The 21710-nt window shown below is 46.6% G+C and carries 18 protein-coding genes; 13 read left to right on the top strand and 5 right to left on the bottom strand.

What is annotated here, in order from left to right:
- The first annotated feature begins 3 nt into the window (after positions 1–3).
- From murD to lpxC, 9 genes are all read left to right on the top strand, one after another.
- Positions 4–1398, top strand: coding sequence for a UDP-N-acetylmuramoyl-L-alanine--D-glutamate ligase (murD, locus tag ABWW54_RS16125; protein WP_353413716.1), 1395 nt, complete (start codon positions 4–6; stop codon positions 1396–1398).
- A complete protein-coding gene (gene ftsW / locus ABWW54_RS16120; RefSeq protein WP_353413714.1) occupies positions 1395–2570 on the top strand; it encodes a putative lipid II flippase FtsW in 1176 nt (391 codons plus the stop codon). Before murD ends, ftsW begins: the two co-directional genes overlap by 4 nt.
- Positions 2567–3631, top strand: coding sequence for an undecaprenyldiphospho-muramoylpentapeptide beta-N-acetylglucosaminyltransferase (gene murG / locus ABWW54_RS16115; protein WP_353413713.1), 1065 nt, complete (start codon positions 2567–2569; stop codon positions 3629–3631). Before ftsW ends, murG begins: the two co-directional genes overlap by 4 nt.
- On the top strand, positions 3624–5024 hold the full coding sequence (gene murC, locus ABWW54_RS16110; protein WP_353413712.1) for a UDP-N-acetylmuramate--L-alanine ligase: 1401 nt from the start codon (positions 3624–3626) through the stop codon (positions 5022–5024). The genes murG and murC overlap by 8 nt, the downstream gene beginning before the upstream one ends.
- Entirely contained in the window at positions 5021–5959 is a 939-nt protein-coding gene (locus ABWW54_RS16105; protein ID WP_353413711.1) for a D-alanine--D-alanine ligase, read from the top strand. The genes murC and ABWW54_RS16105 overlap by 4 nt, the downstream gene beginning before the upstream one ends.
- Entirely contained in the window at positions 5952–6854 is a 903-nt protein-coding gene (locus ABWW54_RS16100; protein ID WP_353413710.1) for a cell division protein FtsQ/DivIB, read from the top strand. The genes ABWW54_RS16105 and ABWW54_RS16100 overlap by 8 nt, the downstream gene beginning before the upstream one ends.
- Positions 6851–8086: a cell division protein FtsA gene (gene ftsA / locus ABWW54_RS16095; protein WP_353413709.1), complete on the top strand. Its 1236-nt coding sequence runs from the start codon at positions 6851–6853 to the stop codon at positions 8084–8086. Before ABWW54_RS16100 ends, ftsA begins: the two co-directional genes overlap by 4 nt.
- 18 nt (positions 8087–8104) lie before the next feature.
- Complete coding sequence (gene ftsZ, locus ABWW54_RS16090) at positions 8105–9295, top strand: cell division protein FtsZ (RefSeq protein ID WP_353413708.1); 1191 nt, start codon at positions 8105–8107, stop codon at positions 9293–9295.
- A gap of 602 nt (positions 9296–9897) precedes the next feature.
- A complete protein-coding gene (lpxC, locus tag ABWW54_RS16085; RefSeq protein ID WP_353413707.1) occupies positions 9898–10806 on the top strand; it encodes a UDP-3-O-acyl-N-acetylglucosamine deacetylase in 909 nt (302 codons plus the stop codon).
- A 66-nt stretch (positions 10807–10872) separates the two neighbouring features.
- On the opposite strand, the gene ABWW54_RS16080 is transcribed toward lpxC, so the two are convergent.
- Positions 10873–11403 carry a hypothetical protein gene (locus ABWW54_RS16080; RefSeq protein ID WP_353413705.1) on the bottom strand — a complete coding sequence of 177 codons (531 nt, stop codon included), beginning with the start codon at positions 11401–11403 and terminating at the stop codon, positions 10873–10875.
- 99 nt (positions 11404–11502) lie between these two features.
- On the opposite strand from ABWW54_RS16080, the gene ABWW54_RS16075 reads away from it, so the two are divergent.
- From ABWW54_RS16075 to mutT, 4 genes are all read left to right on the top strand, one after another.
- Positions 11503–12435, top strand: a complete 933-nt coding sequence (locus ABWW54_RS16075; protein WP_353413704.1) for a M23 family metallopeptidase — start codon at positions 11503–11505, stop codon at positions 12433–12435.
- Positions 12436–12757: 322 nt separating this feature from the next.
- Positions 12758–15427: a preprotein translocase subunit SecA gene (gene secA / locus ABWW54_RS16070; protein ID WP_353413703.1), complete on the top strand. Its 2670-nt coding sequence runs from the start codon at positions 12758–12760 to the stop codon at positions 15425–15427.
- A gap of 40 nt (positions 15428–15467) precedes the next feature.
- Positions 15468–16682, top strand: coding sequence for a bifunctional glutamate N-acetyltransferase/amino-acid acetyltransferase ArgJ (argJ, locus tag ABWW54_RS16065; protein WP_353413702.1), 1215 nt, complete (start codon positions 15468–15470; stop codon positions 16680–16682).
- An 8-nt stretch (positions 16683–16690) separates the two neighbouring features.
- The gene (mutT, locus tag ABWW54_RS16060) at positions 16691–17089 is read left to right on the top strand and encodes an 8-oxo-dGTP diphosphatase MutT (protein ID WP_353413701.1); all 399 of its coding nucleotides are present in this window, start codon (positions 16691–16693) and stop codon (positions 17087–17089) included.
- A 79-nt stretch (positions 17090–17168) separates the two neighbouring features.
- Here mutT and coaE read toward each other — a convergent pair whose 3' ends face one another.
- The 4 genes from coaE to pilB form a co-directional block, all read right to left on the bottom strand.
- Positions 17169–17762: a dephospho-CoA kinase gene (gene coaE / locus ABWW54_RS16055; protein ID WP_353413700.1), complete on the bottom strand. Its 594-nt coding sequence runs from the start codon at positions 17760–17762 to the stop codon at positions 17169–17171.
- 28 nt (positions 17763–17790) lie between these two features.
- Entirely contained in the window at positions 17791–18657 is an 867-nt protein-coding gene (locus tag ABWW54_RS16050; RefSeq protein WP_353413699.1) for a prepilin peptidase, read from the bottom strand.
- 19 nt (positions 18658–18676) lie between these two features.
- Entirely contained in the window at positions 18677–19897 is a 1221-nt protein-coding gene (locus ABWW54_RS16045) for a type II secretion system F family protein (RefSeq protein ID WP_353413698.1), read from the bottom strand.
- 71 nt (positions 19898–19968) lie between these two features.
- Complete coding sequence (gene pilB / locus ABWW54_RS16040; protein ID WP_353413697.1) at positions 19969–21666, bottom strand: type IV-A pilus assembly ATPase PilB; 1698 nt, start codon at positions 21664–21666, stop codon at positions 19969–19971.
- Positions 21667–21710: the final 44 nt, after the last annotated feature.

Here is a 21710-nt window from a genome sequence, read left to right as displayed (position 1 = left end):
CCCATGTCACTAATAGCTCCAATTCAATTTAACCAAACTGACCTATCGCGTTTTAGTAACGTGACGGTGGTTGGCCTTGGCGTCACCGGCTATAGCGTCGTTAGGTATTTCAGTTCTCAGGGGCGGTCTGTCAATGTGGTTGATACTCGCTCAGAGCCGAGTATGGCGGCGAACCTGCGTGCGGATTATCCGCAAGTAAAATCTTATTATGGCGACCTGAACTGCGAGGCGGTACTGGGCGCTGATCTTTTGGTCGTGAGTCCTGGCGTGAGTTTGCGCGCCCCAGCGCTTTTAGCTGCGAAATACAATGGTGCGGTTATCATTGGTGATGTTGAAATTTTCTTGAAAGTTAATCAAGCTCCATTGATTGCCATTACAGGATCCAACGGGAAAAGCACCGTAACCAGTCTGGTTGGCGAAATATGCCGTGCTGCGGGCATGACACCCCTTGTTGCAGGAAATATCGGTAAACCGGTCTTGGATGCGATCACTGATCAAGAAAACTATAATTTGGCTGTTCTTGAATTATCAAGCTTCCAGTTAGAAACCACTAGGAGCGTGCCCGCTGAGTCGGCAGCGATACTCAATATTAGTGAAGATCACATGGATCGCTATGACTCCATGGGCGACTACGTTTTAGCTAAGGCGAAGATTTTGCGCGGGGCTAATCGCGCCATATTACCGAGACATGATGAGCGTCTAGAGCAAATTACGAATGCCAATGACGTGCTTAGCTTTGGCTTAGATCAGCCTCTCAATGGTTCGGAGTATGGCGTAGTCAGGGAAAAATCAGGACGATGGTTGATGCAGGGTCGTGAGCGGATAATGAAGCTGCGTGATGTTCCACTGACTGGCATGCACAATGTGTTGAATGTGTTGAGCGCACTGGCGTTGACTGACTTTTTGAAGTTGCCTCAAGGCCGCGTAATTGAGGCCATTAAATCCTTTGGTGGGCTTCCTCATAGAATGCAGACGGTTATCAAAGCGTCCGGCATCACTTGGGTTAACGATTCAAAAGCAACCAATGTAGGGGCCACCAAAACTGCGTTGCAGAGCTTAGAGGGAAATCTGATCTGGATAGCCGGTGGAGAAGGCAAGGGCGCTGACTTTGATGAGTTAAAAGAAGCAGTTGGGCCTTCAATGAAAATGGCTATTCTATTTGGCTCGGATGCGAAAGCCATTGCTGATTCGATCGCTGAGTTAGCCCCTATTTCACACGTTGCAACGATGAAAGAGGCATGTGAATTGGCCTACAAAAAGGCACGCGACGGTGATGTTGTGTTGCTTTCTCCAGCGTGTGCTAGCTTTGACATGTTTCGAGATTTTGAGCACAGAGGGCAGTCTTTTGTCGACGCCGTTTTGTCTCTTGTGAATGGAAAGGCGGAGGTCGAAGTATGAGCTCGGTCGCGTTGCAAGCAACCCGTAATAACAATCAGATTACATCCGCTGGCGTGGACTCCGCTTTATTGGGTGTGTTTGTTGCGTTGATGTTGATTGGTCTAGTGATGGTGTTTTCATCGACTATCGCCATGGGTGATCAGGAATTGAGCACTCACACCGATAAGTTTTGGAAGCAACTAATACACATGTGCGTTGGGCTAAGTCTTACCGTATTGATTGCGCTCATTCCTGTTTGGGTTTGGCAAAAGCTAAGCATGCCTTTTTTAGGGGTTGCGATTATCTTGCTTTTGGTTTTACTCCAATGGGGTATCGAAGTAAACGGCTCTAGACGTTGGATCGTGTTGTCAGGGTTTAGGTTGCAACCTGCTGAGGTGGCAAAGTTGGCCATGGTCTTGTATGCGGCCAGTTATTTGACCCGAAGACAAGCCGAAATTAAAAAGTTTTCTAAAGGTATCGTTAATTTAGGATTGGTGCTGGCGGTAATAGGTGGATTACTTTTGTCACAGCCGGACTTTGGAAGCTTTGTTGTTATTACCGCAACCATAGGCTTGATGATGTTTTTGGGTGGAATAAGAGTGCTCCATACGGCGATGTGTTTAGGTGTGGTTAGTGTAGCAATGTTCTTGATGGTAGTGAATTCACCTTATCGAATGAAACGATGGACGGCCTTCATGGATCCATGGTCGGACCCATTTGGCTCAGGCTTTCAATTGACACAGGCACTGATTGCAATTGGTCGCGGAGAAATTTTTGGTGTTGGACTTGGTGCGAGTATTCAAAAACTGTACTACCTACCTCATGCACATAACGACTTTATTCTTGCCGTTATAGGAGAAGAATTGGGGCTTGTAGGGGTGATTGTCGTTGTGCTGCTGTACGCATTGCTTCTGCATCGTGCGCTGGTCATTTCTCGAGCGGCAGAGTTAATAGGCCGGATCTATGCCGCGAGATTGGCTCAGGGGATCGGGTTTTTATTGGTGTTTCAGGCGGTCATAAACATTGGCGTTAATCTTGGCGCGCTACCAACAAAAGGCCTTACGTTGCCTTTTATTAGTTACGGTGGAAGCTCTATGTTGGTCTGTTGCGTCGCAATGGGGTTGTTGTTTGGCGTTGATCGCCAGACTCGTATTCGTGAAGCTGACTCAGCTCAAAAGAGGGTTCATTCATGAGCTTGAATGGTAAGCATATATTGGTGATGGCTGGAGGAACTGGCGGTCACGTATTTCCAGCTCTTGCGGTTGCGAAAATGTTGGCTGCGCAGGGCGCAAAGATCACTTGGTTAGGAACACGCCGGGGGTTAGAAGCGACGGTGGTTCCTGAGAACGGATTTGATATTGAGTTCATCAGTGTCGAGGGCCTGCGCGGTAAAGGAGGGGCTGAGTTGGTCTTGGCGCCATTCAAGCTGGTGCGTGCTCTTTGGCAGTCGGCAAGCGTGATGCGAAGTATTCAACCAGATTGTGTGATTGGGTTTGGCGGGTTTGTTTCCGGCCCAGGTGGTTTGATGAGCTATGTTTTTAGAACGCCGTTGATTATTCACGAACAAAACTCGGTCGCTGGTCTGACAAACAAGTGGTTGGCAAAATTGGCGAAAATCGTATTAACGGGTTTCCCTGATGTGCTGGACCTGCCCAAAAACGCGCGATGGGTTGGGAACCCTGTTCGAAGCGAAATATCCTCCAGAGAAGAAGGCAAACGGAAACGCCTGCGTGTGCTGGTTATTGGAGGTAGTCAAGGGGCTCATTCATTCAATATGAAGTTACCTAAGGTGTTTTCGGACTTAGGGTTAGAACTAAAGATAAAGCATCAAGCGGGTCGAGGAAAGTCTAAGCAGGTAAGAGCACTTTACGATCTCCATGAGATAGACGCCAAAGTTGTTGAGTTTATTGATGACATGGCGGCTGCGTATCAATGGTCTGACTTGTTGGTCTGCAGGGCTGGAGCAATGACGATCGCTGAATGTTGTGCTGTGGGGAAACCCGCTTTGTTGATTCCATTTCCATTTTCAGCTGGTGATCATCAAATACACAACGCCATGGCCATGGTAGACGTCGGTGCAGGTGAAATGGTTCTAAATCATAAATTGGACTCCTCTGAGATGGTTGACACACTAGTGAGGCTCACATCAGGGCGTGAGCGACTGCAGAGCATGGGTGAGTGCGCGCGAACACTTTATAAACCTAATGCAACAGAAGCAACGACGCTGGCGATCAAGGAGGTGTTGGATGCGTAATCGAGTTAAAAACATCCATTTTGTTGGAATTGGGGGCAGTGGCATGTCTGGCATCGCTGAAGTGTTGGTTAACTTGAACTACTCCGTGAGCGGCTCCGACATTTCAGAAGGCCCTGTGGTGGATAGGTTGCGTCGCGCAGGAGCGACGGTAACGATAGGTCACGATGCGAGTAATATCGCCGACTCGGATGTGGTGGTTGTTTCATCTGCAATTGACGCAACTAACCCCGAAATTAGCGGTGCTATCAGTGCCGGGATTCCCGTTATTCCGCGCGCCGAGATGCTTGGCGAGTTGATGCGATTTCAACAAGGTATCGCCGTCGCTGGAACGCATGGCAAAACCACTACCACCAGTTTGGTTGCGGCAATTCTCGTTGCCGCAGGTATGGATCCGACGTTTGTGGTGGGTGGGCTGATTAATAGTGCCGGTGTAAATGCCAAGTTGGGCAAGGGTGATTATCTGGTTGCTGAGGCAGACGAAAGCGACGCATCTTTTCTAAATCTCAAACCTCAAATGGCGGTGGTTACCAACATAGATGAAGACCATATGGTCACCTATCACGGAGAGCTTGAAGAACTTAAGAAAACATTTGTTACCTTTTTGCAGAACCTTCCGTTTTATGGGCTGGCTGTTTTGTGTTCAGACGACGCAAACGTTAGGTCGATACGTGACCGTATACACAAACCTGTTTTGACCTACGGTAAAGATGAGGGAGCTGATTTTAGGGCACACGACCTCGTTCAAACTGAGTCTCGGATGAACTTTAAAATTACTCGGGGGCCAGGCGAAAGAGAGCTTGAAATCGATTTGGCGATACCGGGTGTTCATAATGCATTAAATGCGACAGCCGCTGTCGCAATAGCCAGCCACTTGGGCGTAAACGACGATGCAATTCAACGTGGGCTTAAGGAGTTTCAGGGTGTCGGTAGGCGTTTTCAGATATTTGGTGAAGCTGAGATTGCTGGTAAGAAAGTGGTGATGGTTGATGATTACGCTCATCATCCCGTTGAACTGAACGCAACATTAAGCGCGGCGAGGGCTTGTTGGCCTGATCGGCGCCTAATTGCGGTCTTCCAACCACACCGTTACAGCAGAACAAACGACCTATTTGATGATTTTGTCGCCGCGTTAACCGACCAGAAAGATCTATTGATTTGTGAGGTGTATCCAGCGGGTGAGGAGCCGATTTCTAAGGCGACGGGAAAGTCTTTGTGTCAGGCAATCCGAGTTAGAGGGGAGAGTAACCCTATATTTGTTCCAAATGTTGATGACCTCGATAAAATCCTTCGCCCGATTGTCCGTACTGGAGATGTGATCTTGACCATGGGAGCAGGAAGCATCGGTAAGGCCTCGCGGTCACTCTTCGATTCTTATGTGGGCAAACAGTCATGAGCATTCAGCATTCGAGATTTGGCAAGGTTGCGGTATTGATGGGAGGGATTTCGGCCGAGCGAGAAGTATCTTTACGAAGCGGCGAAGCGATACTCCAAGCATTACTGAACAAAGGAGTCGATGCGCACCGGTACGACGTGAATTCCGATAACATTGAGTCGATTAAACAACTAGGCTTTGATCGAGTTTTTGTTGCATTGCATGGGCGCTGGGGTGAGGACGGCGTGGTGCAGGGCGCATTAGAAGCCATCGGCATGCCTTACACAGGAAGTGGAGTGTTAGGGTGTGCGTTAGCGATGGACAAAGTTAGAACTAAGCAGGTTTGGCAAGCCTTGGGATTGCCGACTGCTAAGTACCGCGTATTAAGGAGCGAATCAGATCTAAATGGGGTGATCGATGAGCTTGGTTTACCTCTGTTTTTGAAACCTGCGCGAGAAGGTTCCAGTGTTGGTATTGGTAAAGTCGTTGCCGAGGAAGATCTTCTTGAAGCCTATCGTCTAACCGCGAGCGTTGGAGACGATGTTTTGGCGGAGCAGTTTATTGGCGGAGACGAGTTAACGTGTAGCATTCTTATGGGTGAAGCGTTACCTGTCATCCGCATGAAAACTAGCAACGAGTTCTATGATTATGAAGCTAAGTACGAGTCTGATGACACGCAGTATTTTTGTCCGGCGGGCTTAGATGATGAATTAGAGAACAAGGTGCGTAGCCTTGCTCTTGCCGCCTTTGATGCGCTCGATTGTCATGTGTGGGGCCGCGTGGATGTCATGCTGACGGAAAATAATGAGCCTTTGTTATTAGAAGTAAATACAGTGCCGGGAATGACGGGCCAGAGTTTGGTCCCGATGGCAGCCAAGGCTAAAGGCATTAGCTTTGACGACTTGGTGTTGTCAATTTTGCAAGAAACGCTGGAGCAGAGGAGGGGTGATGTCTAAGTCGAGGGCCCTTGCTAATCAAGAAAGACAGGTGCAGGTACAAAAGGTCCTGCGTCTAGCCAAGGCGATGTTGCTGGCGACAGCAACGATCATGACCTTTAGCACCGTAATATTGCTTATCGCGGATAATCTGTATCGGCCAGATGCTTTTAAAATTGAGCAGATCAAGTTTAAGGGTGCGTTTGTTAACTTGACGCCGGAGGAAGTGCAGACGGTTGTTCAAAAAGAAAAAATGGGAAACTACTTTTCAGTCGAACTTGACAAGATCAAGAAACAAGTCGAAGCAATTGATTGGGTGCGTAGCGCAGACGTGAGGCGTGAATGGCCTGATACGCTATTGATAAGTCTAAAAGAGCACAGGCCGGTCATGAAGTGGCAGACTGTGGGCGAGACAACGAGCAATAAGTCAGGCACTGAAAAGTGGGTAAGTTTGGCGGGAAGCGTCATCACTATTGATGAACCGCTGGATTTACGAAGCCCGTTGGTTCTCAATGGGCCTGATCATGACGCTGGGCAGATGTTGTTGAAGGCTGTTCAATGGCAAAAAAGGTTGGCGATGAGCGGTCTCGAAATTCGCTCTATAACGCTCAGTGCAAGTCAGGCATGGTCCATGGAATTAGCACTGGATACGAAAGGTAGCACGTTTGAATTGCTGTTAGGGCGTGAAAATATAGTCCAACGATTAGATCGTTTTCTGGTGCTATTTGATCGGCAATTTAAAGGCAGGGGTGTTTCTCTCTTACGTGTGGATGCACGTTACCCTGATGGCTTAGCCGTAGATCAACGAGAGGCGGAAGCCTCTAGCACGGTTGAGATCCTAGGCGTTTCGAATAGAGGCTGTTTTAGCAATCACCAGTTTGAGTGTGGTGCAGTTAGAGGAGGACAGCAAGCATGAGTAAAAAAGAAGATTCAAGGTTAATTGTTGGGCTTGATATAGGCACTTCGAAGGTCCTCGCTATCGTTGGTGAGACTAACGTGGATGGGGACGTGGAAATTATTGGGTACGGCCACCACCCAGCGACGGGCATGCGTAAAGGTGTTGTCGCCAACATTGAAGAGACGGTTGTTGCAATTCAAAAGGCCGTCGAAGAGGCTGAATTGATGGCCGGTTGCCAAATATATTCAGTTTACGCTGGTATAGCAGGCGCTCATATTAATAGCTTTAATTCACACGGCGTGGTTGCTGTTCGTGACAGCGAAGTTGATGAAAATGACGTTGATAGGGTGATTGAGTCAGCCAAAGCGGTGGCTGTGCCAAATGATCAATCCATTTTGCATGTGTTACCGCAAGAGTACATCATCGATGGGCAAGAAGGCATTCGGCATCCATTGGGTATGTGCGGAATACGACTTGAAGCTAATTTACACATGGTTACAGCCGCGGTTAGCTCTGCAAAAAATATAGAAAAATGCATTCGACGGTGCGGTTTAGAGGTTGACGACATCATATTGGAACAGTTGGCATCCTGTGCATCCGTTCTTACTGAGGATGAAAAAGAACTGGGTGTTTGTCTTATCGATATTGGTGGCGGAACCACCGACATTGCGGTGTACGCCGATGGTGCTGTAAGGCATACCGCGGTCATACCCGTGGCTGGAGATCAGATCACGAATGATATTGCGGTGGCGTTACAAACACCGACGCCTTCGGCGGAAGAGATTAAGAAGAAATACGCGTATGCGCTTCGCCAACTAGCCCCAACAGACGAAAGTATTGACGTGCAATCTGTGGGTGATCGACCTTCTCGCAAACTGTCTAAGCAAACGTTAGCTGAAGTAGTGGAAATGCGAGTTGAAGAGTTATTTGATCTGGTGAAATTGGATCTTCGCCGTAATGGATACGAAGCCATAATTCGGTCTGGGATTGTATTGACCGGAGGAAGTTCAAAAATGGAAGGGATGATTGAGCTGGCTGAAGAAATATTCCACCGACCGGTGCGCTTAGGAATGCCTAAGTACTTAGGCGGTTTGAGTGAAGTGGTAAAAAATCCAATTTATTCAACGGGGGTTGGATTGGTGCAGTTCGGGCACGCCAACCAATCCACATCAAAGAAAACAGGTACTACAGAATCTAGAACCGCTGCTTTTTGGCAACGCCTTAAGCAATGGTTTCAAGGTAATTTTTAAATAACGGGAGAAATATAAATGTTTGAATTATTAGATACGGTTGACCAGCAAGCGGTCATCAAAGTCGTCGGAATCGGCGGAGGCGGTGGCAACGCTGTCAATTACATGCAGGAATCCAATATTGAAGGCGTTGAGTTTATCAATGCAAACACCGATGTGCAGGCGCTTCAAGGATCGGATTGCTCAACTATCCTGCAATTAGGCGCAAGTCTCACCAAAGGATTAGGCGCGGGTGCAGATCCAGATGTTGGACGCCAAGCAGCGATAGAAGACCGAGAGCGAATTGCGGAAGCGCTAGCGGGAAGCGACATGGTATTTATCACCGCAGGCATGGGGGGTGGTACCGGCACTGGCGCTGCACCAATAATCGCTGAAATAGCGAGAGATATTGGCGCATTGACCGTGGCGGTTGTGACAAGACCGTTCAGTTTTGAAGGGGCTCGTAGGTCGAAGTTAGCGGATCAAGGATTAAAGCTTCTGAAAGAGTCTGTGGATTCTTTGATCACCATCCCTAATGAAAAGTTGTTAGAGGTAATGGGAAAAGACGCTTCTTTGGAAAATGCGTTTGCCATGGCAAACGATGTGTTGCGTAATGCAGTGCAAGGTATTTCAGAGTTGATTACCAGTCCTGGTTTGATCAACGTAGACTTTGCCGACGTTAAGACCGTTATGTCGGAGATGGGGCAAGCAATGATGGGCTCATCTTCTGCAACTGGTGTAAATAGAGCGTCTGAGGCTGCACATAATGCACTCAGTAGCCCTTTGCTTGAAGATACCAACATTCGTGGAGCCAAAGGCATTTTGGTGAACGTGACTGCGGGCCCAGACCTCTCAATTGGAGAATTTGGTGAAGTAGGCGGAATGATTAGAGACATGGCTTCCGAAGACGCAACAGTCGTGATAGGCACGTCTATCGATCCGGCAATGCAGGATGAGCTCAGAGTAACAATGGTGGCCACAGGAATTATGGAAGGCGCCGCTCAAGCTCAGCCGAAGATGGAGGTGGTGCAGCCAATGGGGCGAGCGGTCGGAAGTAGTTATGGTGAGGAAGAGCCGATTGATAGGCCGCACGATAATAAATCATCATCAGCTGATGGCGGCCTTATGCCTGGGCGACGCGGTGCAAGTGCCGACACATTGCCTATGTTTGATGCCGAATCAGCGTCTGATATTGATGTGCCAACGTTTTTACGCCGGCAAGCAGACTAACTAAATTGTTGGTTTAAACGGCATTGTTTGAATGAAAAACAATGTCAATTGAACGATTTTGCTCTTGATAGTCACAATGTCAATCAACAAACCATTGGCTGAAGCCTACACAATTACTCCCGTTTCGTGTAGGATTCGCCAATGGTTTTGTGCTGTGCCCATTAAAAGTGTACTAAAACACTTCAATGACAGCGTGTTGAGTGTGATGAATACGTCATATATCAACATAAGAAAGACAAAAGTTGAGAAAATTAACCGGGTAGGGAGAATTTTTTCGCATTTGGTTTGCAATAACAAAAAGAATAAGATGCAGCCAAGTCGATTTAGTTTCTTAAGGAAGGTCGTGAACCTTCCCCCACCTTTTTGGCAACTCAATAAACCCAAGAGAATACAATCGACCTTATTAAATGAGTATCGAACTGTAGACAGAGCGCACGCACGTGTTATGTCTGATTTTAAGTTTGAATCACCTATACATGGTGACTTAACTTGATGCACGAATACTCTACACTCTCATGACAGTCTCACTTTGATTGACCTTTTTTACGGTCAAAATATAGGTTGTGCGTCAGTCAGAGATTAAGAACGACGGAACATAGCCTATGATTCATCAACGCACTCTAAAAAACGTTATCCGAGCAACCGGAGTAGGGCTGCACACTGGCGAAAAGGTCTACCTTACCCTTCGGCCGGCCCCCGTAGATACTGGAATAGTGTTCAGACGTGTTGACTTAGATCCTGTTGTAGAACTTTCCGCGACGCCCGATAGAGTGGGTGATACTCGTCTTTCTACGGCATTAAAAGAAGGCGATGTGTCAGTATCAACTGTCGAACATTTGATGTCTGCCTTGGCGGGTCTTGGTATTGACAATATTTACGTTGAGCTTACCTCCCCTGAAGTGCCTATCATGGATGGGAGTGCCGCCCCATTTGTGTTTTTAGTGCAGTCTGCTGGCGTGGTAGAGCAAAGCGCTCCCAAAAAATTTATTCGTGTTAAGAAGGCCGTCAAAATAGAAGATGGAGACAAATGGGCAAAGTTTGAACCGTTTGAAGGGTTTAAAGTCTCATTTGCTATCAATTTTGATCATCCGATATTCGCTAAATCGCCACAGCAGGCGACGGTTGATTTTTCTACTACCTCTTTTGTGAAAGAAGTCAGTCGTGCGCGTACATTTGGTTTTATGCACGAGGTAGAGGCATTGAGAGAAGCTGGCCTAGCGCTGGGCGGAAGTCATGATAACGCCATTGTTATGGATTCATACTCAATCCTTAACGATGATGGTTTGCGTTATGAAGATGAGTTCGTGAAGCATAAAATTCTTGATGCCATTGGAGACTTATATCTATTGGGACATCAACTAATTGGTGAGTTTAGCGCCTACAAATCTGGGCACGCGTTGAATAATCAGCTGTTGCGAGCATTGATGGCTCAGGAAGATGCTTGGGAACTTGTTACTTATGATGACCCTGCTGACGCACCCATTTCATTTATGCATCTTGCGAGCGCGTAGCAGGCGTCTAGAGCGACGTGCTATTTATCAGAATTGAAAACAGTTTTTAGAATGTGTATTTGACGGTTAATCGTTTTTTAAGTTTTTTAGTGTTTCGGCCAGATTACCTAAGCTTTCTGCCAGCTCAGGGTTTTTGATGTCAGATTTGAGTCGTTCAACCGACTCAATTGCCGAAGAGTTTGGTCGTTCGAAGCGCCTGGCATCATCTGGCGATGAAGTGGCTCTTTGCAAAATGTCGTCAGCGGCTGAGGTCGATATGAGGTCGATACGGACCTTGATGTTTTTGACGTTTTTAGATGTGTTGTTTAAAGAGAATTTTTGGAGCGCAAGAAGCAGGCTTGATTTCTGATGTTTGATCAGAGCTGCTGTACTTGAGTTATCCGCGCTTATGACAATGGTGTCTCCTTCGAAACTCGAAAGATGCGCCGAACTAACCGTAATGGCGGGCAGGTGTGAATTGCACCACTCTTGCCAGACAGGTTGCAGTTTTAACAGCGACGAATGCGCGTCGTCTAAAAAGCGGTACATTGGCAATCGTTCGACAATCGTCGATAGCTTTATACGATTGCTGTCGGTGATGCGTTTTTTGTTCGTCATGTCGGGCGTTGAGTAAGTGGTGATTTCGGTGAAGTCTAGTTATTAAACATGATTTAGCCAAAAATTTGACTAAAACCAGTAACCTATAATGGGTGTATTTTGAAAGTTATACTAGTAAAAGACAATACGGCTAGGAACAGTGCGGTTTGTTTCGCTGGCCACAAATTGCTGCTAGGTGGGCTTGCGATGTTTGTGGCTCTTCCAATTATTTTGGGGCTAACTACCTATACGATTGCATCCAGTATTGATAGAGCTGTAAATCCCTTTGTCGATCCTGAATATCGTATCGCTGTTGAAACTCGTGTTGCCGAGCAAGAACAGGAGATGCGTAAGACAAGAAATTATGTACGGCAGCATTTGGATGTGCTGGGAAGTCGGATAGGAGGCTTGCAGGCTCAAGTATCTCGAATCAATGCAGTGGAAATGCGAATAGCTGAAGCCTCCGGCATCACCCTCGATGACTTTCAGTTTGACCAAGAGCCTGCCATTGGCGGTGCTTCTAGTGGTAATCAAGCGTCTGAGCAGATCGATATTGAAAATGCGATACTTGCCATAGAAAAAGAGTTATCCCAACGAGAATCTGAGATAGCGGCTGTTGATTTCTTGCTTTCGCGTAACAACCTTAAATCTCAGCAAACGCCTGCTGGCTGGCCGGTAAAAGGTGGGTGGGTGTCTTCTAACTTCGGTTCGAGAATGCACCCCATTTCGGGCAGAAAGCAATTTCATAGAGGGGTTGATATTCCTGGTAAGCTCGGGGCTCATGTTCTTGCGGTCGCAGACGGAGTTGTCACTAAATCTAAAAAGTCCGGCAACTATGGTTGGATGGTCGAGGTTGATCATGGTGATAACTACACGACTCTATACAGTCATAATCGAAAAAATTTAGTTCAAGTGGGAGAAACGGTTCTTAAGGGCCAGCCGCTTGGCGAGGTTGGTTCAACCGGATTGTCTACTGGCCCTCATGTGCATTTTGAAGTGTCTAAGGATGGTCGAAGAATCAATCCCGTAAGATACCTTTACAAGAAAGGATAGATCTATTCATAGAAAGAAGGTAAGGCGAGTAGCGTTTGGATAACCTTAGTGGGCTGAAGCTACTTGGTTTGGCCTTTTTAATGAGTCTAAGCCAGTTAGGTAACGTCACGCTATCATGGATAGGGGGCTAGGCGAGTTACCCGTTCAAGAGTCGCTATTTTACGGCTTACCGTGTTTTGATATTGCTAATAAACCCTTATACTTGGCCACTAATTTTGTGCGTTAAACAAAAGGCCGTGTCAGGCTACTTGTTTTTCCTGAAATCACCACGATAGTTCTCTAATTGAGCACATACATAGAATATAAATAAGGCCCTAACACTGTGTTAAAGAAAATATTTGGCAGTCGCAATGATCGTCTAGTTCGACAAATGTCGAAGCGCGTTAAAAAGATCAATTTGTTGGAAGAATCATGTAAAGCACTTAGTGATGATGAACTCAAGGCTAAGACGCCTGAATTTCGTGATCGCTTAAAAGAGGGCGAGTCGCTTGATGATATTTTGAATGAGGCGTTCGCTGTGGTGCGAGAAGCATCGGTGCGCACATTGGGAATGCGGCACTATGATGTGCAAATGATCGGTGGCATGGTGTTGAATGACGGTCGTATCTCTGAGATGCGAACCGGTGAGGGTAAAACTTTAATGGCAACCTTGGCTGCCTATTTAAATGCTCTTGCTGGAAGTGTCCACGTGGTAACCGTGAACGATTACCTTGCGGCTCGCGACGCAGAGTGGATGGCTAAGCTCTACAACTTCATGGGATTAACCGTGGGTGTTATTGGCACTGGGCAGGACCCTGAGGAAAAAAAGGCAGCTTATGCCTGCGATATAGTCTACGGAACAAATAATGAGTTTGGCTTTGACTATCTACGCGACAACATGGCGTTTTCGAACGATCAAAAAGCACAGAGGGATTTAAGCTTTGCTATTGTCGACGAGGTGGATTCCATTCTTATCGATGAAGCCAGAACACCGTTGATTATCTCAGGGCCCGCTGATACAGCGGCGGACGTTTACGCAAAGATTGATGTGATCGTGCCTCAGTTGACTCGGCAGTTAGAAGAGGACGGTGAGGGAGATTACACGATTGACGAAAAGTCAAAGCAAGCTTACCTCACTGAAGCTGGTCATGTGAAAGCCGAGCAGTTGATGGAACGTATCGGCTTGTTGGCCAAAGACGCCAGCCTCTATGATGTAGGAAGTATCAGTTTGTTGCATCATATGTACGCAGCCATACGAGCACATGAATTGTTTCAACGAGACGTTGATTACGTTGTTCAAGAAAATGAAATTGTAATCGTCGACGAGTTCACGGGAAGAATGATGTCGGGGCGTCGTTGGTCAGATGGTTTGCATCAAGCTATCGAAGCGAAGGAAAAAGTCACTATACAGCGAGAGAATCAGACGCTGGCCTCCATCACTTTCCAAAACTACTTCCGACTGTATAATAAATTATCTGGAATGACCGGTACGGCAGATACCGAAGCGGTTGAGTTCATGGAAATCTATAGCTTAGAGGTTGTGGTCATACCCACCCACCGGAATGCTATCAGAGTCGATCAGGCTGACGTGATCTTTCGAACACGACAAGAAAAATTTAATGCGATCGTTGATGATGTTCGAGAGCGCCATGAAAATGGGCAGCCTGTATTGCTAGGCACGGCATCTATCGAAGACTCAGAGCTACTTTCTAAGGAATTTAAGCGTCAAAAAATCGCCCACGACGTTTTGAATGCGAAGCAACATGAAAGGGAGGCTCAGGTTATAGCCAAGGCTGGGGCTCCGGGGTCAGTTACGATAGCAACTAACATGGCTGGTCGTGGTACAGATATTGTTCTTGGCGGCAATCTCGATATTAGATTATTGGAGGGAGAGTCAGAGAGGCAGAAAGACGAAATTCGTACGCAATGGGAAAAAGATCATACTGAAGTTCTTGAGAAAGGCGGTCTCTACGTTATTGGTACAGAGCGACATGAATCACGACGAATTGATAATCAGCTGCGCGGCCGCTCAGGGCGTCAGGGAGACCCGGGCGAAACACGCTTTTTCCTATCCATGGATGACAGCCTAATGCGCATATTTGGGTCTGAACGGATTGCTAATATGATGCAAAAAGTAGGCATGGAAGAGGGCGAGGCAATTGAGAGTCGACTTGTTTCGAGGGTTATTGAGAACGCGCAACGAAAAGTAGAAGGCCATAATTTTGATATTCGAAAACAGTTGCTTGAGTATGATGACGTGTCTAATGAGCAACGTAAGTTGGTATATTCTGAGCGTAATCAACTTATGTCCACCGAAGACGTTTCGGAAAACGTTAACGAAATGCGTGAGGATGTCGTTGAATCGGTTATAGATCGCACTATTCCTCCGCAAAGTTTGCCTGAGCAATGGAATATCGAGCAGCTTGAAGAAGACCTTCGTCATGAATTCGCAGTGGAGCTGCCTGTTTCGCAGTGGTTGAATGATGATAAACAGTTATACGAAGATACTCTGCGTGATCGTATTATTGACAGTGTCGAAGACGGTTATAAAGAGAAGGAAGCACAATACGGCGCCGAAATTTTGAGACATTTAGAGAAAGTGATTATGTTACAGACTCTTGATACACAGTGGAAAGAGCATCTCGCGGAGATGGACTATCTAAGGCAAGGCATCGGTCTTCGTGGCTATGCCCAAAAAAATCCAAAGCAGGAATATAAACGCGAAGCGTTTGAAATGTTCACTGCCATGTTAGATCGCGTGAAAGCGGAAGTGGTGAGTGTTCTTTCTAAAGTGCAACTTAAAGAAGAGTCTGAAGTCGATGAGTTAGAAAGGCGACAACAAGAAGCCGCTCAGAGGGACTTAGAGCTACAGCACGCCTCTGCGTCCGTGTCTGAGCCAGAAACTGAAGAGGCGTCAACATTCGTGCGTCAGCAACCTAAGGTCGGGCGAAATGAGGCTTGTCCGTGTGGTTCTGGCAAAAAATACAAGCAGTGCCATGGCAAGCTGTCCTAGACAGCCGCCGCTGTAATTTTTGTGACGTTTAGAGAATGAAATGCCAGTAAATTTAAGCCCGCCAACAACGCTTTTACCAGTCAATGGAGTTGAGTTGGCAACGGTAGCCGCTGGAATACGCTATCAAGAGCGTGATGATCTGGTGCTGATCACGCTGTGCGAAGGCACTCGAGTCGCCGCCGTGTTTACCCAGAATAAATGTTGTGCTGCTCCCGTTATTGTGGCTAAGCAGCATTTAGCTCAAGCCGAGACTAGGGCATTACTGATCAACTCAGGTAATGCAAATGCAGTAACAGGAGAGCAAGGTCTGAGTGACGCGATGCTTAGCTGTGAGCGTGTTGCATCCAGTCTTGAAATTAAGGCCAACCAAGTGCTGCCATTTTCAACCGGCGTTATTGGTGAACCTTTGAATATGGCTGCTTTATTGTCAGGGGTCGATTATGCGGTTCCTAGACTGGCGGCCGATGAGTGGTTGAGTGCGGCGAGTGGAATCATGACCACTGATACGGTGCCGAAAGGCATTTCAGTGGTGATTCAAATCAACGGACAAGATGTCACTATTACTGGTATCAGTAAAGGGTCTGGAATGATCTGCCCTAATATGGCGACCATGCTAGCTTACGTTGTGACTGATGCCGATATTGCCCAAGGCGATTTAGAAAGCTTGCTGTCAGCTGCAACCCAAAAAAGCTTTAATAGAATCACCGTTGATAGTGATACATCCACCAACGATGCCTTGGTCTTAGCTGCCACAGGCAGATCAGCCACTGGGCATTTATCGAGTGAAGAGGAGCTGGATAGCTTCTCAAGCGCATTGGAAGAAGTATTGGTGCACCTCGCCACGGCGATTATCCGAGATGGAGAGGGTGCGACGAAGTTTGTAAGCATCGAAGTTCTGGGCGGATTGAAAGAAGAAGATTGCAGAACCATTGCTTACGATATCGCTCACTCCCCTCTTGTAAAGACGGCGCTGTACGCAAGTGATCCCAATTGGGGGCGAATATTGATGGCATTAGGGAAATCTTCTGTTGATTCGTTGGAAATGGCTAAGGTTGACATTTTCATTAATGGGGTGGCTTTGATTGAACATGGCCAGCCCGCGAGCAGTTACAGTGAGGAAGCGGGGCAAGCGGTTTTTCAACAGGAAGAAATCACTATTTCAATAAACTTGAACACCGGAGCATCGTGTTTCAACGTATGGACCTCAGATCTCTCTCACGATTACGTTAGTATCAATGCTGATTATCGAAGTTAAGTGGTGTCGTGACTAAAAGAATTAAAGTAGCGGTTGGTATCGTATTTAATGCGGATAAAGAAGTTTTAGTAGGCCAGCGGGTTGTCAAGGACCAGTATTTTGATAAGTGGGAGTTTCCTGGTGGTAAGCTTGAACCTGGCGAAACGGTTGAGCAAGCGTTAACGAGGGAATTCAAGGAAGAGGTCGGAATTAGTCTGGGGGCCACCCAGCGATTCATGGAGGTAGCGCATGACTACCCTGATAGGCAAGTGGCATTATTTGTTAGAACTGCGAGCGAATATACAGGACTCGTTAGATCGTTAGAGGGGCAAGCACTGAAGTGGGTTGCTGTTCAGGAACTCTCTGATTTGGACTTTCTACAAGGTAATCAAGTGATGATCGAAAAGCTGATCAATGAATATGGCTGAAGCGAGCGCTTACGCGGTGTGATAACGTTTAATGGCGAGACTGTGTGCCTAGGCTCTAATAAGGCTCCCTCATGCACGATTATGTCAGTGATGAATACGTTTCGTGTAATACTTCGACTTCTCGATAAACATGCTCGAGTGAAGAGTCATTTTTTATGACGTCATCAGCAAATTCGAGTCTCTTTTCGTCGGAGAGTTGCGTGTCCATTATTTGAATCACTTGATCTCGACTGAAGTTGTTACGTTTTTGAACACGAGCTATTTTAACTTCCCGATCAGCAGTTACGATAAGCACTCGATTCATCATCGCTAAAAACGGTGACTCTTTATAAAGCAATGGCACAACCACAATGCAGTAACTTCCTTCGCTTTGATTGATTTGCTTCACAGTTTCGATGCGAATAGCTGGGTGAGTTATTGCGTCCAAACGGCGTTTATTGCTTGAAGACGCGAAAGCGAGTTCTCTCAGGTTGGAGCGGTTTAGGCTGCCATCAGAATTGAGAATTGAAGAGCCAAACTCTTGAACTAAGCTATCTAGAGCTGGTTTGCCGGGTTCAACTACCTTGCGTGCAATCACGTCGGTATCCACTACTGAAACACCTAAGTGGCCAAAGTGATCTGAGACTACCGTTTTCCCTGACCCTATGCCGCCGCTTAAACCAATGATATTCAATTCTACTCTCTAGATGATATTCGGTTTACTAATAGCCAGAATAGGCCGCATACGCTGAGTTAATCTGATCACCCCAGCATAAAGCGATCCAACCAGCAAGAGCAATGTAGGGGCCAAATGGGATGGCCGTGTCTCCGCCAGCGCGTTGTCTAATCATCAGCAGGATGCCGAACACGCTGCCAATTAAAGTCGAAAGAAGTATTATTTGCGGTAAGTACTGCCACCCCAACCAAGCTCCTAACAAGGATAATAGCTTAAAGTCGCCGTATCCCATTCCCTCTTTACCTGTGAGGCGTAAAAAGAGCTGAAACACCATCCAAAATGCCAGGTACCCTGCAATGGCACCAATTATTGAGCTTTTAGGGTCGGTGTAAACGGGAACTAAACTTAAGCCAATGCCGAGCCATAGAGTTGTTAATACAATATCGTCTGGTAATAATTGATGATCAAAGTCGATAAAGGTCAGCGCAACCAAAACCCATGTTAGCAACAATCCGAAGGCGCTTTGAAGGCTCCAGCCAAACTGATACACAACAATCGCGCAAAGCATCCCCGTTAGCAGTTCAACCATAGGGTATCTCCACCCTATGGCTTTTTTGCATGAGCCACACTTGCCTCTGAGCAAGAGAAAGCTGAGTATCGGAATATTCTGCCACGGTTTCACTGAAGAGCCGCAATGACCACAATGAGACGCCGGGCTGATTATCCCAGGAGGGGGAGGGTCTTCGGTTGGCGCAAGTTCAAGCCAAGCTCTAGACTGCACAGTCCATTGATGTTTGAGGAGATTTGGGTAGCGAAAAATGACGACGTTAAGAAAGCTGCCTACCAGCAACCCTAAAATTAACCCCAATACCGACAGCGCGGAATTAGGCAGTAAAGCTAAATCTGAGAGCATGATGTCACTGACTGCGAGACTAAATAACCGATGCCATTTTGAAAATCGGCATGTACATGGCCAAAACCATGGTGCCAATAATTCCGCCTAGCATTACGATCATGAGGGGCTCAATTAGGCTGCTGAGCGCCTCCACGGCGTCGTCAACTTCGCGCTCGTAAAAGTCAGCTACCTTATCAAGCATAACTTCGAGTTCACCCGATTCTTCACCACTGGCCACCATTTGCAGCATCATATTGGGGAAAACTTTGGTTGTGTACATTGCATTCTCCAAGCTTCGACCCGTACTGATGTCCGTTTTAACGTCGCTAACGGCTTTTTGGTACACTCGGTTACCGGTAGCCGCACCAACCGTATCCATCCCGTCAACCAAGGGAACACCGGCGCTAAATATGATCGCGAGGGTTCTTGAGAACCGTGCTAGTGCTGACTTTTTGAGGATGACGCCGAAAATAGGAACTCGAAGCAGCAGCCTGTCCATTGCAAACTGTAGCTTCTTTGAGCGTTTATAGGTTGAAACGAATCCCACGACAGCCGCTATTATTACAAACAGGGCGATGTACCATTTATCTTGCATCCAGCGTGACATGTCCACAATGATTTGCGTCAATGTGGGCAAATCTGCTCCAAAACTTTGGAACATCTCTTCGAACTGAGGAATCACGAATAGGAGTAGGAGTACGGTCACTATTAATGCTATAAACAATACGATCAAAGGGTACATTAAGGCAGACTTAACCTTGCTTTTGATGGCTTCTATTTTTTCATTGTAAGTAGCTACTCTATCGAGCATGGTGTCCAACTTACCAGATTCCTCGCCAGCTTCAGTGAGGCTGGTGAAAAGTCGATTAAAGTAGATCGGGTACTTAGTTAGTGCGGTGCTTAATGTTGTTCCCGATTCTACGTCTCGAGAAAGGTCTAACATCAACTTCTCCATGGCGGCATTTTCATGCCCTTTACCAATGGCCCTCATGGTTTGCGCAATAGGTATGCCTGCGCCAATCATCGTGGCCATTTGTCGAGAAGCAAAGCTGATGTCCACGGTTTTAATTGAGCCTGCGCCGCCAAATAAGGGCTTCGCTTTTCTCTTTATCTTGGTGACACGAAGTCCACGTTGTCGAAGTATGGCTTTAGCCTGCGAAAGAGTCGGGGCTTCTATCTCACCGGAAACTGAAATGCGCTTCTGATTAACGCCTTCCCAGATAAATTCTAAGGTCTTATTTTGTTTTTTAGCGGCCATTAGCTGTATTGTTCTATGTTAGGTTTCTATCCAAAAGCAGGATTAAATCCTTGAATTTAAAGGATAGTGTATTACACGTTGGTGACACGTTCAATTTCTTCCAGAGATGTGACACCATCTTTAACTTTCAATAAACCAGATTGCCTTAAATCTGTAATGCCCTCACTAAGAGCTTGTTTTTCGATGTCTTGTTCCGTTCCACCTTCCATGATGATGGTTCTGATTGCTTCAGAAATAGGCATGACCTGGAATACACCAGCTCGGCCTTTATAGCCACTGGAGCAGCTTGGACAACCCTTAATATTGGCTTGAAATAGATTAAGTTCCCCAAGTTCAGCTTCTTCAAACCCAGCCTCAATCAATACCTTTTCTGGAAGCTCAGCAGGCACTCGACAGGCAGTACAGAGCTTCCGAACAAGACGTTGCGCCACGATGAGCTCTACCGCTGAAGCCACATTAAATGCCGGCACGCCCATGTTTAGCATTCGAGTTAAGGTCGATGGTGCGTCGTTGGTGTGTAATGTGGAGAACACCATATGTCCGGTTTGAGCGGCCTTGATGGCGATTTCAGCTGTCTCTAAGTCTCGTATTTCACCCAGCATTAATATGTCAGGGTCTTGGCGCAAGAATGCTTTCAGAGCTTCTGCAAAGGTGAGATTTGCTTTTTCATTAATGTTGACCTGGGTGATGCCAGGTAATTGAATCTCAACAGGGTCTTCAACCGTTGAAATATTTTTCGTTGGGTCGTTCAGCATATTCAACGCTGAATACAGCGTTACCGTTTTACCGCTGCCTGTTGGTCCTGTAATAAGAATCATCCCATAGGGGCGAGCGGCCGTCTTTACGTATGTCTCGAGTTGAGTTTCACTAAACCCTAGTATGTTTAAGTCCAAGTTTGCCGCACTCGAGTCTAAGAGACGCATAACGACCTTTTCACCATGGACAGTTGGGAGTGTGTTGACACGAAAATCAAAGGCTTTATTCTTAGAAACCTTGAGCTTTACACGTCCATCTTGAGGCGCTCTCCGTTCGGCGATATCAAGTTTGGCCAGAATTTTTATTCTTGCCACGATACGAGATGCAAAGCTAATGGGTTGAGATGTGACCTTATAAAGAATGCCATCGACGCGAAAACGGATTCTTAACTCTTTCTCAAACGGTTCTATGTGTATATCCGACGCGCCTCGGTTAATGGCGTCGACGAGAATTTTGTTGACGTACTTTACGATGGGAGCTTCGTTGGCTTGTTCCTCGGACTCAGGCCCTTTGTCGCTGTCTTCATCCGCCGCTTCGAGCTCTACTTCGCCATCGCCTAGAAAATCATCTAATGCGGTTGAGTCTTCTTCTTCTAAGCTGGTGAGAAGTGATTCTAAGGCGTCAAGTTCGACTTGAATGGGAGTAACTTGAAGGCCCGTGAAGAACTTGATTTCATCGATGGCTGATCTGTTAGTCGGATCGATCATTGCCACAAATACATTTTTGCCGTGCTTGTAAATTGGAACCGCTAAGTGACGTTCGACAATTTTAGGCTCTATGAGATCTTTGGGCACCATTTCTGGGTCAATAGCAAACAAGTCAAACAGAGGTGACCCAAATCTTGACGATAATTCCTTACTAAGTTGTTTGCTTGAAATTAGCTCCTTTTGAAAGACCTCCTTTAAAAATTCGTCTGTGCGCTGCGTTTGATTGGCAATAGGAGTAATTTCTTCAGCCGGTACTAGATCAAGATTAATCAGTGTCTTTGCTATTCTTGGGGCCTGGGTGCTCATAAATTAACTCACAATAAGAATGTAATAGATGCTAAATATTTTGC

This window comes from Arenicella sp. 4NH20-0111, from assembly GCF_040366405.1.
Lineage (GTDB): Bacteria > Pseudomonadota > Gammaproteobacteria > Arenicellales > Arenicellaceae > Arenicella.
This window is presented reverse-complemented; position numbering and strand designations above follow the sequence as displayed.

Excerpts from the sequence above, each read along its gene's own strand:
- ABWW54_RS16100 (WP_353413710.1), top strand. The coding sequence starts at position 5,952 with ATGTCTAAGTCGAGGGCCCTTGCTAATCAAGAAAGACAGGTGCAGGTA.
- murC (WP_353413712.1), top strand. The coding sequence starts at position 3,624 with ATGCGTAATCGAGTTAAAAACATCCATTTTGTTGGAATTGGGGGCAGT.
- murD (WP_353413716.1), top strand. The coding sequence starts at position 4 with ATGTCACTAATAGCTCCAATTCAATTTAACCAAACTGACCTATCGCGT.
- ABWW54_RS16080 (WP_353413705.1), bottom strand. The coding sequence starts at position 11,403 with ATGACGAACAAAAAACGCATCACCGACAGCAATCGTATAAAGCTATCG.
- ftsZ (WP_353413708.1), top strand. The coding sequence starts at position 8,105 with ATGTTTGAATTATTAGATACGGTTGACCAGCAAGCGGTCATCAAAGTC.
- ftsW (WP_353413714.1), top strand. The coding sequence starts at position 1,395 with ATGAGCTCGGTCGCGTTGCAAGCAACCCGTAATAACAATCAGATTACA.
- ftsA (WP_353413709.1), top strand. The coding sequence starts at position 6,851 with ATGAGTAAAAAAGAAGATTCAAGGTTAATTGTTGGGCTTGATATAGGC.
- lpxC (WP_353413707.1), top strand. The coding sequence starts at position 9,898 with ATGATTCATCAACGCACTCTAAAAAACGTTATCCGAGCAACCGGAGTA.
- ABWW54_RS16050 (WP_353413699.1), bottom strand. The coding sequence starts at position 18,657 with ATGCTCTCAGATTTAGCTTTACTGCCTAATTCCGCGCTGTCGGTATTG.
- argJ (WP_353413702.1), top strand. The coding sequence starts at position 15,468 with ATGCCAGTAAATTTAAGCCCGCCAACAACGCTTTTACCAGTCAATGGA.
- murG (WP_353413713.1), top strand. The coding sequence starts at position 2,567 with ATGAGCTTGAATGGTAAGCATATATTGGTGATGGCTGGAGGAACTGGC.
- pilB (WP_353413697.1), bottom strand. The coding sequence starts at position 21,666 with ATGAGCACCCAGGCCCCAAGAATAGCAAAGACACTGATTAATCTTGAT.
- ABWW54_RS16045 (WP_353413698.1), bottom strand. The coding sequence starts at position 19,897 with ATGGCCGCTAAAAAACAAAATAAGACCTTAGAATTTATCTGGGAAGGC.
- ABWW54_RS16105 (WP_353413711.1), top strand. The coding sequence starts at position 5,021 with ATGAGCATTCAGCATTCGAGATTTGGCAAGGTTGCGGTATTGATGGGA.